The 17674-nt window shown below is 62.4% G+C and carries 15 protein-coding genes and 2 tRNA genes; 3 read left to right on the top strand and 14 right to left on the bottom strand.

Annotation, left to right across the window (positions count from 1 at the left end; all coding sequences use genetic code 11):
* Positions 1-32: 32 nt before the first annotated feature.
* From EU811_RS12630 to thiL, 3 genes are read right to left on the bottom strand one after another with little or no spacing between them, the layout of a single operon-like run.
* Positions 33-2288 (bottom strand): ATP-dependent DNA helicase RecG, encoded by a 2256-nt coding sequence (locus tag EU811_RS12630; RefSeq protein WP_142938748.1) that lies wholly within the window; start codon positions 2286-2288, stop codon positions 33-35.
* Complete coding sequence (locus EU811_RS12625; RefSeq protein ID WP_142938747.1) at positions 2278-3348, bottom strand: DAK2 domain-containing protein; 1071 nt, start codon at positions 3346-3348, stop codon at positions 2278-2280. Before EU811_RS12625 ends, EU811_RS12630 begins: the two co-directional genes overlap by 11 nt.
* Before the next feature lie 22 nt (positions 3349-3370).
* Positions 3371-4384, bottom strand: a complete 1014-nt coding sequence (thiL, locus tag EU811_RS12620) for a thiamine-phosphate kinase (protein ID WP_142938746.1) — start codon at positions 4382-4384, stop codon at positions 3371-3373.
* Positions 4385-4552: 168 nt separating this feature from the next.
* Between thiL and EU811_RS12615 the strand changes: the two genes are divergently transcribed.
* Positions 4553-5062 (top strand): DUF3515 family protein, encoded by a 510-nt coding sequence (locus tag EU811_RS12615; RefSeq protein ID WP_142938745.1) that lies wholly within the window; start codon positions 4553-4555, stop codon positions 5060-5062.
* A 13-nt stretch (positions 5063-5075) separates the two neighbouring features.
* Here the strand turns inward: EU811_RS12615 and EU811_RS12610 are convergent, their stop codons facing one another.
* From EU811_RS12610 to leuC, 6 genes are all read right to left on the bottom strand, one after another.
* Positions 5076-6212, bottom strand: coding sequence for a D-alanine--D-alanine ligase family protein (locus tag EU811_RS12610; RefSeq protein ID WP_142938744.1), 1137 nt, complete (start codon positions 6210-6212; stop codon positions 5076-5078).
* Positions 6212-7264 (bottom strand): NAD(P)H-dependent glycerol-3-phosphate dehydrogenase, encoded by a 1053-nt coding sequence (locus EU811_RS12605; protein ID WP_142938743.1) that lies wholly within the window; start codon positions 7262-7264, stop codon positions 6212-6214. Before EU811_RS12605 ends, EU811_RS12610 begins: the two co-directional genes overlap by 1 nt.
* Positions 7261-8034, bottom strand: coding sequence for a lysophospholipid acyltransferase family protein (locus EU811_RS12600; RefSeq protein ID WP_142938742.1), 774 nt, complete (start codon positions 8032-8034; stop codon positions 7261-7263). The genes EU811_RS12605 and EU811_RS12600 overlap by 4 nt, the downstream gene beginning before the upstream one ends.
* A gap of 11 nt (positions 8035-8045) precedes the next feature.
* On the bottom strand, positions 8046-9371 hold the full coding sequence (murA, locus tag EU811_RS12595) for a UDP-N-acetylglucosamine 1-carboxyvinyltransferase (protein WP_091468167.1): 1326 nt from the start codon (positions 9369-9371) through the stop codon (positions 8046-8048).
* A 207-nt stretch (positions 9372-9578) separates the two neighbouring features.
* Positions 9579-10187, bottom strand: coding sequence for a 3-isopropylmalate dehydratase small subunit (gene leuD / locus EU811_RS12590; RefSeq protein WP_142938741.1), 609 nt, complete (start codon positions 10185-10187; stop codon positions 9579-9581).
* 9 nt (positions 10188-10196) lie between these two features.
* Complete coding sequence (gene leuC / locus EU811_RS12585) at positions 10197-11648, bottom strand: 3-isopropylmalate dehydratase large subunit (RefSeq protein WP_142938908.1); 1452 nt, start codon at positions 11646-11648, stop codon at positions 10197-10199.
* A 122-nt stretch (positions 11649-11770) separates the two neighbouring features.
* Here leuC and EU811_RS12580 point away from each other — a divergent pair, with 122 nt between their 5' ends.
* Positions 11771-12490 (top strand): IclR family transcriptional regulator, encoded by a 720-nt coding sequence (locus tag EU811_RS12580; RefSeq protein ID WP_014922101.1) that lies wholly within the window; start codon positions 11771-11773, stop codon positions 12488-12490.
* A 2-nt stretch (positions 12491-12492) separates the two neighbouring features.
* Positions 12493-13029, top strand: coding sequence for a DUF1697 domain-containing protein (locus tag EU811_RS12575; protein WP_142938740.1), 537 nt, complete (start codon positions 12493-12495; stop codon positions 13027-13029).
* On the opposite strand, the gene EU811_RS12570 is transcribed toward EU811_RS12575, so the two are convergent.
* From EU811_RS12570 to EU811_RS12550, 5 genes are all read right to left on the bottom strand, one after another.
* Positions 13026-14645, bottom strand: coding sequence for a GTPase (locus EU811_RS12570; RefSeq protein ID WP_142938739.1), 1620 nt, complete (start codon positions 14643-14645; stop codon positions 13026-13028). The two genes, EU811_RS12575 and EU811_RS12570, sit on opposite strands and share 4 nt — an antisense overlap.
* Entirely contained in the window at positions 14642-16423 is a 1782-nt protein-coding gene (locus tag EU811_RS12565) for a dynamin family protein (protein WP_142938738.1), read from the bottom strand. The genes EU811_RS12570 and EU811_RS12565 overlap by 4 nt, the downstream gene beginning before the upstream one ends.
* Before the next feature lie 112 nt (positions 16424-16535).
* Positions 16536-16608: transfer RNA gene (locus EU811_RS12560), tRNA-Glu, on the bottom strand.
* 128 nt (positions 16609-16736) lie between these two features.
* Positions 16737-16808 (bottom strand) — tRNA-Gln (locus EU811_RS12555).
* A 137-nt stretch (positions 16809-16945) separates the two neighbouring features.
* Positions 16946-17674 carry an HAD family hydrolase gene (locus EU811_RS12550; RefSeq protein ID WP_142938737.1) on the bottom strand — a complete coding sequence of 243 codons (729 nt, stop codon included), beginning with the start codon at positions 17672-17674 and terminating at the stop codon, positions 16946-16948.

The raw sequence follows: 17674 nt of genomic DNA, 5'->3' as shown, positions 1-17674 counted from the left end.
GGGATTCTCCGCGTGCGAGCATCCAGGAATCTCTAACCGCGCTCAAGGAACGCCTCCTTCTCAGGGTTCAAATATTCGTCAATAGCGGCGGCCAACGCCGGCTGATGGTCCAAGGACACGTCTTCCGATACGAGGCGTTGGGCGTCAGTACGTGCACGGGCAATGATGTCTTCGTGCTCAAGTACGCGGAGCAACTTCAGCGTGGACCGTCCGCCCGATTGCGAAGCACCGAGGATGTCCCCTTCCCTGCGGAGTTTCAAGTCCTCCTGGGACAGCTCAAAACCGTCAGTTGTTGAAGCAACGGCATCGAGCCGCCGACGACTCGGATGCCCGGGTTCCAAAGTAGTCACCAACAGGCAAGTGCCCGGCAGTCCCCCGCGGCCCACCCTGCCACGCAGCTGGTGGAGCTGCGAGATACCGAAACGGTCGGCATCGAGGATCACCATGAGCGTGGCATTGTGGACGTCCACGCCCACCTCAATGACGGTGGTGGACACCAGTACTTTGGTGTTGTTGGATGCGAAGGACGCCATGGTCTCGGACTTCACCTGGGGATCCTGCCTCCCATGAAGCGGGGCAACGGGGACGCCGGCCAGCGCCGGCTCCTGCAGGAGGGCGTCGACGACGGCGGTCACCGATGCCAGTTCCCGCGCCGGGCCTTCGTCCGCGAGCTCGGCATCGCTTGGTTCCGCTTCGCCCGGACTGAAGTCGCCGTCGTCGTCCGAACCGATCTTGGGACACACCACGTAGACCTGGTGACCGGAGTCCACTTCTTCGCGTGAACGCTTCCAGATGCGGTCCACCCAGCCTGGATTTTCAGCGAGTCCCACCACGTGCGTGGAAATAGGTGCGCGCCCGGCGGGAAGCTCATCAAGAATGGACGTCTCAAGGTCGCCAAACACTGTCATGGCAACCGTACGAGGAATCGGAGTGGCCGTCATGACCAGCAAATGTGGAGGCCGCTGAGCCTTTGCGCGGAGGGCATCACGCTGCTCCACGCCAAAGCGGTGCTGCTCATCCACCACGATTAGTCCGAGGTCCTGGAAGCTGGTTTTGTCGCTCAGCAGGGCATGGGTGCCAATGACGATTCCCGCATTCCCGGAGGCCGCATCCAACATAGCCTGCTTGCGTGCAGCCGTGGGCATGGAACCGGTCAGGAGCGTTACTTGCACCGCTTCCTGAGCCGCGTCACCGCCAAGCATGCCCGCACCGCCAAAGATCTGATCGCGGGCCAGCACCCCTAGAGTCTTTCGGATGGAGTGGAAATGTTGGGCCGCCAACACCTCAGTGGGAGCCAGCAGGGCAGCTTGGCCGCCTGCGTCAACCACCTGCAGCATGGCCCGTAGGGCGACGATCGTCTTGCCCGAGCCCACTTCACCCTGCAGCAGCCTGTTCATGGGAGTATCTCGCCCGAGCTCTTCAGCCAATGTCTTTCCGACGGCGGCCTGGCCGGAGGTCAGCGTAAAAGGGAGGTTTTGATCGAACTTGCTGAGCAAACCGCCCGCGCGCGGCCGGCGCGCAGTGGCTTCCTCAGCGGCAAGCTGCGCGCGCCGGCGTGCCAGCGCCGTTTGCAGCACAAGGGCTTCCTGAAATCGAAAGCGTTCTTGGGCCCGTTGCCAGTCCTTGGCAATTTCGGGTGAATGGATCAGACGGTATGCCTCAGCCACGCTGAGCAATGCGTCCCTTCGGACGATGCTTTGCGGCAAGGGATCCTGCAGGGAATCCAGGTCCATGGTCTGGAGCAACGCTGTTATCACTTTGTGAATGGACCAGCTGGTCAGCTTAGCCGTTGCAGGATAGACGGGAATGGGCATGGCCGCGAGCTTTTCGGGGTCTACGGCGCCCTCGGCTTCAGGATCCTCATCCAGCAGAAGGAAGTCCGGGTTGGTCAGGCCAAGAGCCCCACCATACCGGGACACCTTGCCCGAGAACATGGCCCGCCGCCCAGCCAGAAGTTCTGCCTTCGCCCGGAATCCGTTGAAAAAGCTGACCTTCAAGGTACCTGGAACGCCGCCGCCACCCGCCTCATCAGTGACCACCACATCGGTGATGGAACCACGCCGGGCCCGCATCTGGCGCGTGCTGTTGGACAGCACGCGGGCAATCAACGTGACCTCCTCATCCAGGGGGAGCTTACTGATGGGCGTCAGCTCACCGCGGCTCAAGTACCTGCGCGGGAAGTAGTTCAGCAAAGCCCCGGTGGTCTTAAGGCCCAGGTGTTTGTCAATGACAGCCGCAGAGCGCTTTCCAATCCGGCGTTCGAGGGGCAGTTCCAGTTCAGAATTCATGCCGTGACTGGCCTGGGACGTTGACGGCTTCGATACCGCTGCCATTGGCACCACCGGAGCTTTCCTGAGAGGCCGGCTCGTTGTCGCGGGGTATCGCCAACTGGCTTACCGCGATATCCGTCGGTTCTCCCAATGAGCGGATAAGGGCGACAGCCGGCTCCGGATCGGGAACATGGACGTGAACGCGCCAACGATAGCTGACTTCGACGCCGGTTTCGTCGTCGTCATCATCGCTGCTTTGGGCACCGCCAACCTGGCTCATGATCACGGATTCGCCCATCTCGTCCAAACGTTGGCGGAGAATGGCCGCATTCAAGGGCGAAAGGTTGATGGTGCACATGACTTCCACACCGTCATCGGCAGGCATGTGCTCATGGATGTGAGGGTCCTGCATTTTGTATCCGTGGAGGCCGTCCAGAAGTTCATCCTGAAGTTCCTCCCCCAAAACGGCAGCACGAAGGCAATCGAGCACCAGCAGCATGCCCACGCCCCCTGCATCCACAACGCGCGCTTCATGCAGCTGTGCGAGCTCGTCCTCGGTCCGGACAACAGCCTGGTAGGCGGCCTCCACCACTGCGTCAAGTGAGAGCCCCAAGGCATGGTTGCTGTCATCGCCGCTCTGGGAGGCGTCCACTGCTTGGGCAGCATGGGCGGCCGCCTCCAGGACGGAGAGCATAGTGCCGGCAACCGGCTCACTGAGCGCGGACCAGGCCCTGATCTGCGCCCTGTTCAATGCGGTGGCAAGCAGTGGTGCACTGAGGCGCGATTTACCAACCAGAGGCTCTGCGGCGGCGCACAGGAAAACGGCAAAGAGCGTGCCCGAGTTACCCCGTGCTTGTTCCATGGCTGCCTGCCCGGCACGCGACAGCAAGGCGCCGACATTGTTGCCGGTTTCCGCGGCATCAGTTGCCGTGCCACCCAAGGCAGTGACGGCTGCCCGGACGGTGAGATAGAGGTTGGTTCCGGTATCGCCATCGGCAACAGGAAAAATGTTAATCGCGTTGAGACGGTCGCTGTGATTGCCGAGGACCACCTCCGCCTTGCCGAGCCAACGTTTCATGGCGTGCGCATTCGCGGCGATCTTAGTCTGCAAAGTGATCCCATCCAACGGTGTCAGCAGTTTGCCCGGAAATCCGGACGCCACTGCCTGGCGGCTCGACAACGGCTTGAACCGAGCCTATCGCAGTGAAGCACTGCGGCAGCTGTATATCTGCCGGGAAAGTGGCAAGCAAACCATGGTCTTCTCCCCCGCCCAGTACCCATCGCATAGCGTCATCGCCAAGCAAGGCAGCTGCCGGTTCCAACGTGGCTGCATAGGTCTCCAAGGCCGCAGAATCGAAATTCAGGATCACGCGGCTTGCTGCGGCCAGGCGACTGCCGTCGCGCATCAGGCCATCGGAGATGTCCAACATGGCGGTGGCACCCGCGCGCGCAGCCAGAGGCCCGGCGAGCAGTGGTGGCAGCGGCCTGCATTGGTTGTCCACCAGGATCCGCAAGTCAGCAGACAAGCTGTCCAAGGAAATTTCGCTTTCCAACAGCGCCCACCCGGCAGCTGCCCTTCCCAGCGTTCCCGAAACAGCCACTATGTCCCCGGGTTTGGCGCCGGACCTCAGCACCGGCGCCAGGCCGGCAAGCGTGCCGACGACGGCGACAGTCACTGCAAGCTCCCGGCCACGGCCCAGGTCCCCGCCAGCCACGGAGCAGTCCGGTGCTCCCAGGCCACTAATCGCCGCCGTAAGGCCATCGGCAAACGCTTCAACCCATTCGACGGGCGTGTCCGGTGGCAGGGTAAGGCTCACCACCAGACTGGTGGCACTGCCACCCATGGCGTTGATGTCGCTGAGGTTTTGCGCCGCGGCCTTCCAGCCGACGTCGTATCCGGTGGTCCGATAGCCGTTGGGCCACTCAAGCCTGAAGTCCTGGTCCTGGGTCTGGGTGTCGATGGAGATGAGGGTACGGCCGTCCGGTGCTGCGATCAGGGCAGCGTCGTCGCCGGGTCCCAGGAGAACGCCGGGGCTATGGTGCAGTCGCGGGAAGATCCGGGCAAGGAGCGCGGACTCCGTTAGGTCCTGGACGGTCAACTGATCTACTGGCACTGCACTCGATTCTTCTCTTGACACGGATCTCCACCCTTTTCCAGGTACTGCCTAACGCTATCGCGCTCCACCGACAGGATAATGCGGCACTCCCTCTGGCGTTCCAGCAGGAATGTGACCCTGGCAACGCGTATCTTCCAGCCCGCGCGTGCGGGATAGGCTGGATGGATGCACCGTAAGACCCTCCGCCGGACAGCTCTGGCCATCGCCCTGGCTTCCGCATCCGTCACCGCTTTGTCGGCCTGCTCCCCGGCCGTGGACGTCACGGCCGCCGCGGACGCGGCCAATCCTGCCTGCGCACCCATGATGGTGGCCCTGCCAGACCAAATCGGTGATGCGGCCCTTCGCAAAACCAACAGCCAGGCCACAGCCGCATGGGGAGATCCTTCTCAGGTTATTCTCCGCTGCGGCGTAAACGTTCCAGGTCCCACCACAGACCGTTGCGTGAGCGTCAATGACATCGACTGGGTCATCAAGGAAGGCGATCCCGTCTATACCCTGACCACCTTCGGGCGCGAACCCGCCACGGAAATCCTGATTGATCCGGTCAAATTGGAGGCAGCGAACATCAGTTCGGCTACCGTGCTCACCGAACTGGCAGCAGCTGTTGGCAAGATCAAGGCAACCGGAAAGTGCGTTGGCCAGGAAGACCTTCAGAACCTGCCGTCAGCGCAGTAGGCCATCAACCAGGTCAGCGCAGGCCCGTTTTGCGGGTCAGCGCCAGATGGATCAATTCGTCAATCAGATCCCCGTAGGCAAGGCCGGATGCGGCCCACATTTGCGGGTACATGCTCTTAGGTGTGAAGCCAGGCATCGTGTTGATCTCGTTGATAATGAGCTCGCCGGCCGGGGTGTAGAAGAAGTCCACACGGCTAAGGCCTTCTGCCCCGACGGCGTCGAAAGCGACGGCGGCAAGTTCGCGCACACGCGCGATTGCCTCATCCGGCATATCGGCAGGGCAGCTCAGGGCTGCGGCCCCGTCCTCCACGTATTTGGCGGCAAAGTCATAGAACTGATGCTCTCCTTCTGCCACGGCAATTTCACCGGGCATTGAAGTACGGGGAGCATCGGTTCCACGGCCTTGAAGGACCGCGCATTCGATCTCACGGCCCACGATGCCGGCTTCAATGACAAGCTTCAGGTCGTGGCGTCGCGCTTCCTCTATGGCAGCGTCCAGCCCATCCATCGAGTCCACTTTGGAAATACCCATGGACGAACCCGCGCGGGCAGGCTTGACGAACACGGGGAACCCAAGCTTGTCCACCCGCTTACGAACTGCCTCGGAGTCAGTGCTCCATTCGCGGTCCGTGACAGCCACGTACGGGCCCACGCTTAGTCCGGCGGATTCAAACACCACCTTCATGAAGTGCTTGTCCATTCCCACAGCCGAGGCCAGCACACCGGCTCCGACATAGCGGGTGTCCGAAAGCTCCAGGAGGCCTTGGACTGTACCGTCTTCTCCCCACGGCCCATGCAGCAGGGGAAAGACCACGTCCACGGCACCCAATTCCAAGGGAACGGCGTTGGGCTCGGTCACGATGAGCTGATGCTCACCACCCACCTCGGCCAAGGTGACGGTTTTACCCGACGGCGCCACCTCGGGAAGCGCTGCGGAGCTCAAGGACCAGTCGCTGGTGTCGCCCGAAGCGAGAACCCACTGACCGGATTTGGCGATGCCGATCGGTATGACCTCGTACTTGTTTTTGTCGATCGCGCCCATCACGCCAGCGGCAGTGACGCAGCTGACTGCGTGTTCGCTGGAGCGCCCCCCGAAGAGGATTGCTACACGGGGACGGCCCGTCACGGGGGTGGATTGGTCAGTCACCATCAGTAGTCGCCTTCGGACTTCAGTGCCCGGGCCAGCAGTCGCGGTCCCAGGTCATCAACGGACATTCTGCCTTCCAGCACTGCCACGACGGCGGCCGTAATCGGCATTTCTACATTCAACTTGCCAGCGAGCTCATGTACAGCCGGGCCCGATTTGATGCCCTCGGCTGTTTGTGTCATTTGTTCGGCAACTTGCTCGAGGCTGAGGCCTTCTCCAAGCAACCTCCCGGCGGTGTGGTTGCGTGAGAGAGCTGACGAGCATGTGGCAACAAGATCCCCCAGCCCGGCAAGGCCGGCCATGGTGTGAGCTTCTCCGCCGAGGGCCAGCGCAAGCCGGGACGTCTCGGCGAGTCCTCGTGTGATCACCGACGCTTTGGTGTTGTCGCCCATCTGCTTGCCTTCGCAAATTCCAACGGCAAGGGCAATCACGTTCTTTACGATCCCGCCGATTTCCACGCCCACAACGTCAGTGCTGGTGTAGGGCCTGAAGTACGGTGCCGTGCAGCACAAGGCTACGGCAGCAGCGGTGTCCGCGTCGCTGCAAGCAACAACGGATGCTGTTGGTTGCTCCCTGGCGATCTCCATTGCCAGGTTAGGACCGGAGACCACTGCTACGCGGGACGCGGGAAGACCCAACTCCTGGGCGATGACTTCGCTCATCCGGGCGTCCGTGCCCAGCTCGAGGCCCTTCATCAAAGAGACAACCACGGCGTCGGGTGCAAGCAAGGGCTTCCATTCCCCGAGTTGTGGCCGCAGGGATTGGGCGGGCACGGCGAGGACCACCAAGGTGGCGTCCTTGAGCACCTCGGCCACATCCGTGGAGGCGGTGACTGAAGGCGGGAGCACTATGTCTTTGAGGTATTGCTCGTTGCGGTGCGAAGAGTTGATCTGCTCAACCACCTGGGAGCGGCGACCCCAGATCCGGATGCTGCGCTCGGATCCGGTTGCCGCAGCGGCATCGGCCAAGACCTTGGCAAACGTGGTTCCCCAGGACCCCGCACCCAAAACTGCCACGATATCCGGTGTATTGACGGTACCGTCCACAGTGGTCATTTGCCGTCATCCCCTTCGTGCTCGTCAAGGGAGCCCTCCTGGGTGAAGCGGCCGTGCTTGGACTGTTTGTGGACAGCCGGATCCCAGCGCTCAGCCGGCGCATCTTCTCCGCGAAGGGTTTCAAGAAGTTCCGTGATCGCATCCATGATGACCTCCGTGGCCGCCGTCAGCGTTGTACGGTCCATGGGCCGGTCGCTGAACGCACTGAGATCAACGGGCTTACCCACAAGCACGCGCACAGTTTTACGAGGGAAGATGTGGAACCGCTTGGCGTACCGCGGAAAAACTTCCTGTGCACCCCAGTGCGCCATGGGTACCACGGGCGCGCCGGTCTGCAGGGCAAGCCTGGCGGCCCCGGTGTGGCCCTTCATCGGCCACAGATGGGGGTCGCGGGTCAGGGTGCCCTCGGGATAGATAATGATTGCGCCGCCGGCGTCCACTACCTCTTTGGCGACTTGAAGCGAGCGGTTCGCTCCCGCCGTCGAGCGTTCAACCGGAATTTGCCTGGTGGCGCGCAACAGGGCACCCAATACGGGAACCTTGAAGAGGCCCGTCTTCGCGAGGAAGTGCGGTGGCCGCTTCTGGTTGTACACCATATGCCCGATCACGATGGGGTCGATCTCGGTGCAGTGGTTTGGTACTGCGATGAAGCCGCCGGATGGCAGGTTCTCCATGCCTTCCCACTTCTTGGCCATCAGGAGATTCATCAGCGGACGCGCGAGACCGGCCAGCAGCATGAATGTTGCACGGCTCTTGGCCGATTCCTTCAAAGGAGCCCCCGCTACTTGGTGGTGGTGATATCGAAATCGGCGCCCAGGCCGGCCAACTTCTCGGTGAAGCGCTCATAGCCGCGATTGATGATGTCGATGCCCGTAACCCGTGAAGTTCCCGTAGCAGCAAGCGCTGCGATGAGGTGGCTGAAACCGCCCCGGAGATCAGGGATGTCAATATCGGTGCCCCTGAGTGGAGTGGGACCTGAAATGACTGCTGAGTGGAGGAAGTTCCGCTGTCCGAACCGGCAGGGAACACTGCCCAGGCACTCACGGTGTACCTGAATGTTCGCACCCATTCGCGCAAGGGCTTCGGTGAATCCGAACCGGTTCTCGTAGACCGTCTCGTGGACGATTGAGACGCCCTCGGCCTGCGTGAGGGCAACCACCAACGGCTGCTGCCAGTCCGTCATGAATCCGGGGTGGACGTCCGTCTCCAGGACGAGCGGGGAGAGTTTGCCGCCCTGATGGTAGAAGCGGATGCCGTCATCGCCAATGTCCATGCCACCGCCCACTTTGCGGTAGGTATTGAGGAAGGTCATCATGTCCCGCTGCGAAGCGCCCTCAACATAGATGTCGCCCCGGGTCACCAAAGCAGCCGAAGCCCAGGACGCGGACTCGTTGCGGTCCGGGAGTGCGCGGTGGTTGTATCCACGCAGGTCCTTGACGCCTTCGATCCGGATGGTCCGGTCCGTCTGGACGCTGATGATGGCGCCCATTTTCTGCAGGACAGCTATGAGATCGATGATCTCCGGTTCCGTGGCCGCGCCAATGAGTTCGGTGATGCCCTCCGCACGCGTTGCACTCAGCAGCACCTGCTCGGTGGCCCCAACCGAGGGGTATGGCAGGGAAATTTTGGCTCCGTGAAGGCCGTTCGGGGCAGAGATGTGGATGCCACCGGGGCGCTTTTCCACCACGGCACCGAACTGCCGCAAAACGTTCAGGTGGTAGTCGATGGGCCTGTCGCCGATCTTGCAGCCACCCAGATCCGGGATGAATGCCTCGCCGATGGCATGGATCAGGGGTCCGCACAGCAGGATGGGAATCCTTGAATCGCCCGCGTGTGCATCAATTGCTGTGCTGGAGGCCGTCTTCGCATCCTTGGGATCCAAGGTGAGGTCGCCCGAAACCGGATCCTTAACGACGGTCACGCCATGCAGCTGCAGCAGGCTGGTGACTACCTCTACGTCCTTGATTTCCGGCACATTCCTCAGCACCGATGGCTCGCTGCCCAGCAACGCCGCCACCATGGCCTTGGGCACCAGGTTCTTGGCACCGCGAACGGTCACTCGTCCGGTTAACGGGACGCCACCGCGGATTGTCAGAACACTACTCATCTATACCGGTTTCCTCACGACTACTCGCCCCCCAAACTTACAAAGGCTCCAGCTAAGCATAGAAGCTCGCTTTACCGATCCGAAATGGAACCGCCCAACGGCCCGCCGATCAGGCCCCTGAAGCACACCGACGAAAAAGGACCGGCCGGCCCTCCCAAAGGGGCCCGCCGGTCCGTTATCCGCAAGCTTGCGACCTCACAGCTGAGGCTACTGGGCTTGAACCTTCGCTGGCAGCGTCTTCGGCTTGAAAGACGGGCGCGTGGCCTCGTACGCCGTGATGTCTGCCTCATGCTGAAGGGTCAGGCCGATGTCGTCGAGGCCTTCCAGCAGGCGCCACCGGGTGTAGTCGTCAATCTCGAACGGCGCCACTACATTGCCGCACTCAACCGTCTTGGAGACCAGGTCCACCTTGACTTCGGTACCGGGGTGGTTTTCCAGGACCTTCCAGATCAACTCAATGTCGTCCTGGGCTACCTGCGCCGCCAGCAACCCCTGCTTTCCGGAGTTTCCGCGGAAGATGTCTGCGAAACGTGATGACAGAACAGCTTTGAAGCCGTAATCCTTCAACGCCCAGACGGCGTGTTCGCGGGATGACCCCGTACCGAAATCGGGGCCGGCCACCAGGACGGAGCCTGCGCTGAACGGGGCTTGGTTCAGGATGAAGGACTCGTCTTTCCGCCAGGCGGCGAACAGCGCGTCCTCAAACCCTGTCCGGGTGATGCGCTTAAGGTACACAGCGGGGATGATCTGGTCCGTGTCCACGTTGCTCTGGCGCAGGGGAACGCCGATGCCGGTGTGGGTAGTGAATGCTTCCATGGGATCCTCCTAGACTGCGGTTCCGGTCAGTGTGCCTGCGGCAGCGGACTCGAGGTCCGACGGCGAGCTCAGCGTGCCTCGGACCGCCGTGGCGGCGGCCACCACCGGCGAGACCAAGTGCGTGCGGCCGCCCTTACCTTGGCGTCCCTCGAAGTTGCGGTTGGATGTTGAGGCGCAACGCTCCCCCGGCTCCAACTGGTCCGGGTTCATGCCCAAGCACATGGAACAACCAGCAAAACGCCATTCAGCGCCAAAGTCCTTGAAGACCTTGTCCAGGCCCTCTGCTTCGGCTTCGAGCCGGACACGGGCTGATCCGGGAACCACCAGCATGCGAATGTTGGGGTCCTTTTCACGGCCACGGATGATGTCTGCAGCAGCGCGCAGGTCTTCAATCCGGGAATTGGTGCAGGAACCCAGGAAGACCGTATCCACACGGATGTCCTTCATGGGAGTGCCGGCCTCCAGGCCCATGTACTGCAGTGCGCGCTCAGCGGCTGCCTTGGCATTCTCATCACCGAAGTCCTCGGGCGAAGGCACCTTGGCGGACAGCGAGACGCCTTGGCCCGGGTTGGTTCCCCAGGTCACGAACGGCTCCAGGGTGTCAGCGTCGAGGTCAACTTCGACGTCGAAGGTCGCGTCGGCGTCCGTGTTCAACGTGTTCCAGTACTCGACGGCGGCATCCCAGTCGGCGCCTTCGGGGGCGTGGGGGCGGCCCTGCATGTAGTCGTAGGTGGTCTGGTCCGGAGCCACCATACCGGCGCGGGCGCCGGCTTCGATGGACATGTTGCAGATGGTCATGCGGGCGTCCATGGACAGCGCACGAATGGCGGAGCCACGGTATTCCAGGACGTATCCCTGACCGCCGCCGGTGCCGATCTTGGCGATGACGGCCAGGATGATGTCCTTGGCGGTGACGCCGGGGCGCAGGGTACCTTCAACGTTGATGGCCATGGTTTTGAACGGCTTCAAGGACAGGGTCTGGGTGGCCATGACGTGCTCCACCTCGGACGTGCCGATGCCCATGGCCAACGCCCCGAAGGCCCCGTGGGTTGAGGTGTGCGAGTCGCCGCAAACCACGGTCATACCCGGCTGAGTCAGGCCCAGCTGCGGACCCACTACGTGCACGATTCCCTGTTCCTTGTCACCGAGGGAGTGCAAGCGGACGCCGAATTCCTTGCAGTTTGCGCGGAGGGTTTCAATCTGGGTACGGCTGGTCAGGTCCGCAATTGGTTTGTCGATGTCCAGCGTGGGAGTGTTGTGGTCCTCGGTGGCAATCGTGAGGTCTACCCGGCGCAAAGGCCGGCCGGCCAGGCGCAGGCCTTCAAATGCCTGCGGGGACGTTACTTCATGGACAAGGTGCAGGTCGATGAAGAGAAGGTCGGGCTGGGCATTGGCTCCTTCGCCTTCACCTTTGCGCACTATGTGCGCGTCCCAGACCTTCTCGGCCAGTGTCTTTCCCACGGCCTTGCTCCCTTCACTGCGATTGGCTTGTTGCATGTTCTTGTTCCACTGAAGCAGCCCGGCGTCAAAATAGGCCAGCGAAACAACTTGCATCTCAGATATTGAGACGGCAATATCATTACATGGACAATTCTAGTGGAGTCGGTGTCATTGATAAAGCGGCCCAAGTACTCGATGCCCTTGAGGCCGGGCCCACCACTCTCGCGCAGCTCGTGGCGGCCACAGGCCTTGCCCGGCCCACAGTTCACCGGCTCGCGCTGGCCCTGGTTCACCACCGCCTGGTAAGCCGCGACATTCAAGGGCGCTTCGTCCTGGGCAGCCGGCTGGTGGAACTCGCATCCGCTGCCGGTGAAGACCGGCTCATCGCCTCCGCCGGTCCCGTTCTCATTCAGCTCCGCGACGCCACGGGCGAAAGCGCGCAGATTTTCCGCCGCCAAGGCGACTGGCGTGTCTGCGTGGCGTCGGCGGAACGCCCTATCGGCCTTCGCGACACCATTCCCGTCGGCACCCAGCTGTCCATGAAGGCCGGCTCCGCCGCCCAAGTACTGCTGGCATGGGAAGACCATGACCGCCTCCTTGAGGGGCTGCAAAACGCCCGCTTTACGCCTACCGTCCTGGCAGGAGTACGACGCCGGGGCTGGGGTCAGAGCCTCGGCGAACGCGAACCTGGGGTCGCCTCGGTTTCGGCCCCCGTGCGCGGACCCTCCGGAAGGGTCATTGCCGCAGTATCGATTTCCGGTCCTATTGAGCGACTCACCCGCCAGCCGGGCAGGCTGCACGCCGAAGTGGTCTGTAACGCCGCCAGGGTACTGACCGAGGCCCTCAGGAAGAACAACGACTAGCCATGGAAAGCTACGCCGTCTTTCTGCGCGGCATCAACGTGGGCGGCATCAACATCAAGATGGCCGATCTCTCCGCAGCCCTGAAGGACTACCCGTTCACCAAGGTCAAAACGCTCCTGGCCAGCGGAAACGTGGTGCTTCAGAGTGACCTCAGCCCAAAGTTCGTCAAAGCGCAGTTCGAAAAGTGCTTGCGGGAAACCTTCGGATACGACGCCTGGGTGGTGGTCCTCACCGCCGCGCGGGTCAGCGAACTGGTGGACGCGTGCCCATACCCGGCCGACGACAAATCCACGCACAGTTACATCACTCTCGCCTCGGACACCGCAATGCTCGACGAACTCTTTGAAGCAGGCGAAAACCTGGGCGGCGTAGAACAAGTGCGCCTTGGCCCAGAGGCCTCCGCTTGGCTGGCACCGGCTGGCGGCACGCTGGACAGCCCTTTCAGCAAGCTCTCCGCCAAGGCACGCTACAAAGCCGGCACCACTACCCGGAACTTGAGAACACTCATCAAAGTCAGGGACGCAGCCGCGGCCCTCTAGCCGGAACGTGCGGCCTTGAGGGCTGCGTTGAACGCCTTCAAGCGGGTAATTTCCACCTCGACGGGCTCTACAATCCGCTTCTCGGCAACCGCCGCCACGGCAGCTTTCAACCGTTTCCCTGCCTTCGACGCCCTAACCCGAGCGGCCCATCCACCAAGAATCCTCCCGGTGATGGCAAGGGCAATTCCCAGCGACACTCCCCCGGCAACCATCAGGGTTGGCCACGGCCACCCTTCTGTTCGAGGCACCTCAGGCACCGGCATTTGGAAGTAGCCGAGCACGGCCAACACACCCAGCCAGCCCAGGCCCCCTGCTGCGAGCACAAGCGCGATCCATTGGAGGGTATTGAAAAGAAGCCACCACAGGGGACGTTTGCCCGCCAAGAGGTCAGTGCCTGCAATCGCTTGGTCCAAGGCGTCGGGCAGCTCCTCCCGCCCGTCCCTTGCCGCGCTGCGGATGGCTGCGCGCCAAGGACCCGGGGCACCCGTCGAGGCGTCGTCGGCAAAATCCCTGACGGCCGCATCCGTGCGTGCCCGCTCGGGTGCGCCTGCAGGTGGCAGCGATGTCCTGTTCAGCTCCGGCCTGGTGTCATCCCTGCCAAGGTTCAACCGCCGGAGCGGGTCGGGCCGGAAACGCAAGAGCCAGCGGGTGACAGGCCACCCCGTCCTCTTGGCGGACTCTCTTTGGAAAGATCGCTGAACGGCGTCCACCACCACCGGTACATTTGCCGCCGTCGACAATTCAGACGCCAGGCGGGCTTTCGTACCTACCTTGACGCCCCGGGCTTCGCCTTCGCCGGAGGCGCGGGCGAGTTCCCCGGCCGCCTTTGCAACGTCCGCCGCCAAGCGTTCTGTGGTTGCCTCCCGTTGGACCACCACCTTCCTGATGGCACTGCGGAGGGCTTGGACGCCGTCGCCAGTCAGTGCTGAGGCACTGAGGACCCGAACTTTCCCCAGTCCGTCCCGCGCCAGGATAGCTTCCAAAGACTCCATCACCGCAGAGGCGTCGGCAGCACTGAGTTTGTCCACCTGGTTCAGGACAACCAGCGTGACTGCACCGTGGGAGGCCATGGGGCGGAGAAAGTCATTATGCACTGCGGCGTCGGCGTACTTTTGTGGGTCCAAGACCCACACCAGGACGTCAACCATGCCCACCATCCGTTGGACGATCTCCCGGTTTTCCACCTTGGTGGAATCGAAGTCCGGTAGGTCCAGCAGCACCAGGCCGGTGTGTTCGTCCGCGAGACCTGGAACTGGCGGCAGCGTGTGCCGCTCTTTGACATCCAGCCAGTCGAGCAACGGCCCGCTGCCTTGCTCTCCCCAAATGCCCGCCAAAGGTGCTGACGTTGTGGGACGCCGCGCGGTGGCAGTTGCCAGCCGACTGTCCGAAACAGCATTGAACAGGGAGGATTTTCCGCTGCCTGTCGCTCCGAAGAATCCCACCACGGTGTGATCGGCCGAGAGTGACCGCCGCGAGGTGGCACGCTCCAGGACCTCGTAGACGGATTGCAACTCCGGATCCGGGAGGACGCCCTCGGCCAGCTCCCGTGCGGCATTGAGCGATTCAAGCCTGCGCTGCAACCGGGACGATTCGCGAACCTGGCTGTGCCGGCTCATGCGACCCCTGCCAAGCCGCGCAATGCTTGAGCATGCCGGGCGAGGTCAACTCCAGATCCAGGAAGTGCTGCCTCGAGGCGGCCAAGGAACCGCTCCCTCTCATCGTCAAGGAGCCGTTGGCACTGAGTATGCAGATCGTCCCTTGCCTGCTGGGCCAGTCGACGTACTGCGTCCTCACCGAACACCGCTTCGAGCAGCTTCTGGCCAACAACGGCCGTTCCGCCGGCAATGCCGATCTCCAAGCCGCTCAGACCGGCAGTCATGGAGAACACCACCACCATGAGCGCGGCGCCAAGCCCGTTGACGCCCAAGGATAGCCACCGTGCCTGGGTTCGCTTGCCCTGGCCCTGGGTACGGATCATCTCCATCAGCCCTTCCTGCCAGGATCGAATAGCCGCTGCGGCCTTCGCGTCAAACCCCTCGCTGGTTCCCGAAAGATCCTCAGTGCCAAGGAGTTCCCGACCAGCCATGTCCGAACGCCACCGCCTGTCCACGTTTTCGGCTGCGTTCGCGGCTTCGTCCAGGATCACCGCCTGCAAGCCGGTCTCAATGGCGGTCTCAACTTTCACAGCAGGAGCGGGTTCGCCACGGAAGAACGCTCCTACGCGGTCCCGCATCCTGCCGATATTCTGCTCGAGCGCACGGAAGAACTCTCCCGTACCTACGAAGTCCTGCCATCGCGCCAATACCTCGCCGCGGAGCAATGCTCCGTCTCTGGTGGCCTCAAGAATACGTTGGAGCGCCTGCTCGTACTCTGCAACGCAGGCTGCCCGGAGATTGTGCGCAGCGGTGTCCTGGACGGCAGCGGCCTCCGCGATTCCCTCCAAACGGACGCTGACTGCTTTGACGGCGCCATTAAGCGTGCGTCTGGCGACCTCTGCCCGGCCGGCTGCATTGGCTGCCAAAGCGCCCAGCCACTGACGCAGGGGAATCACGGATTCCTCCGGGAGCATCCCCAGCCCATTCAAGGCACTCTCCGGAACGACAAAAAGCTCCGCCTCACCCAAGCCTTGCCGATCCAGCATTGCCTGGAGGTCAGTCCTGACCTCTTCTTCCGCGGCGACGGGCACACGGTCCAGCACCACAGCTACGGTGATGTCCCTCGAAGCTGCGTCCAAGAGCAGCCGCCAGGGCACGGCGTCGGCGTAGCGGTTTGCTGTGGTGACAAACACCCAAAGGTCGGCGGCGGCAAGAAGCTGACCGGCGAGCCTGCGGTTGTCATCGGAGATGGAGTCGACGTCGGGCGCATCCAGGAGCGCGATTCCCTGCGGCACTGCCTCGTGTCCCACCAGTACCAATGACGTGATGGCCTGCGCGTCGGGAGCGGCACCCGCCTGATGGGCCGGCAGCGGGCTCGCTGACACGGTTCCGCGGATACGGTCCAGGCCCGGAAGGATCCGGTGGCCTTCAAACCACTCAGCGTCCAACGGATGATGCAGGAGGATGGGTTGGCGGGTGGTGGGCCTGATAGCGCCGGCACGCGTCACCGGATAGCCGATCAGCGCGTTAACCAGCGTTGACTTCCCCGCCCCGGTGGAACCGCCTACGACTGCCAGTAGCGGAGCGTCGAGGCTGCGGTAGCGGGGAATCACATAATCGTCGAGCTGGGCCAGGGACTCACGGATCCACTGACGGGCCTCCCGAACCTCCGGCACGGCGAGCGGAAGGGTTGTGGCCGCAAGTTCAGTGCGGGCAGCTACCAGGGTCTCGACGGCGGCTGCCGCGCCCGAGGCAGCTGGGGTAGCCCGGGGTCTTGCCTCATCATCATTTGCGGTCACAGCATCATCATGCCAGCCCAATCCCCGTCACAGGAGCGGCGCCGCAGGCACAGAGGATAAAACCAAGGAAAAAAGAAATCCCCCGGAACCGTGGTTCCGGGGGATTTGTCTGTGACCCCAGCGGGATTCGAACCCGCGTTACCGCCGTGAGAGGGCGGCGTACTAGGCCGCTATACGATGGGGCCTTGCACTTTTTTGTCACCGTTTCCGGCGATCAAGCTGAATGAGTATTTCATACTTTCAGCTTCTCTCCAAATCGCTTCAGCGACTTGGAGGTTCTGAATTTCCGGCGTATTCACGCGGATTTTCAGAGCTGGGATACCAGGACTCGAACCTAGAATGACGGTACCAGAAACCGTAGTGTTGCCAATTACACCATATCCCAAAGTGACTTTCGGACCGGAGTTCAGCGCTTTGGTTTCCCTCAGCTTTTCCCTCCGTGCCCCTCAGCACGAGTAATGACTCTACCGGAGTCTGGCCACCTGCACAAATCGGAAAGCCGTTACCTGCATCACACCATTCTCACGCCGCAGCAGGAGCTGTTACCAGCAGCCGGGACAGAGAGTCCACCTGGCGCCCGGTGAACTCTTCCACCACTTCTCCCGTCCTGTTGAGCCAAACGCCGATCAGGCCCGCCGCCGTTGCACCGTCGGCATCGAGCAACCTGTTGTCGCCCACATACAACGTCTCTCCCGGCACCGTGCCCAGCAGACGCACACCTTCGAGGTAGATCGCCGGATCCGGCTTTGGCACGCCCACCGTGTCCGTACCCACCAGGACCTTGATCCTTGACAGGTCTGCACCGTCCAGCTTGGCCCGCTGGTAATCATGCACGTTGTTGCTCACGGCGCCGTAGGGAATCCCTGCGGCATCGAGGGCGTCGAGTACGCCTTCAACGTCGTCAAAAGCCCGCACATACGCCGTCTGGCGTTGATGGTACTCGGCTACCCAGGCTTGGGATTCCTCGCCGTCCTGAAGCTCCACGCCAAAGTGTCCCAAAGCAGCCCTGCCCCGCAGGAGCCGCTGCTCATTGAAAGTCAGCTCCCCGGCCAGGTAGCGGTCGTAAAAGTGCGTGGTCTCGTGCGTGAAGATACGTCCGAACTTCGCCCACCCGGCCTGATCCAGGCCGGGCAGGAGATGTTCGCTGACATCGCGCAGTGCCGTTGTCATGGCGTACTCAAGGTCCACCAGGGTGTCATCAATGTCGAAGAGGACGCCGCGGACAGTTCCGAACGAGCTGGAGATAGCCAT

It is taken from the genome of Arthrobacter sp. TS-15 (assembly GCF_006964045.1).
Lineage (GTDB): Bacteria > Actinomycetota > Actinomycetes > Actinomycetales > Micrococcaceae > Arthrobacter.
The sequence above is the reverse complement of the archived record's forward strand: the minus strand, read 5'-3'. Positions and strand labels throughout refer to the sequence as shown.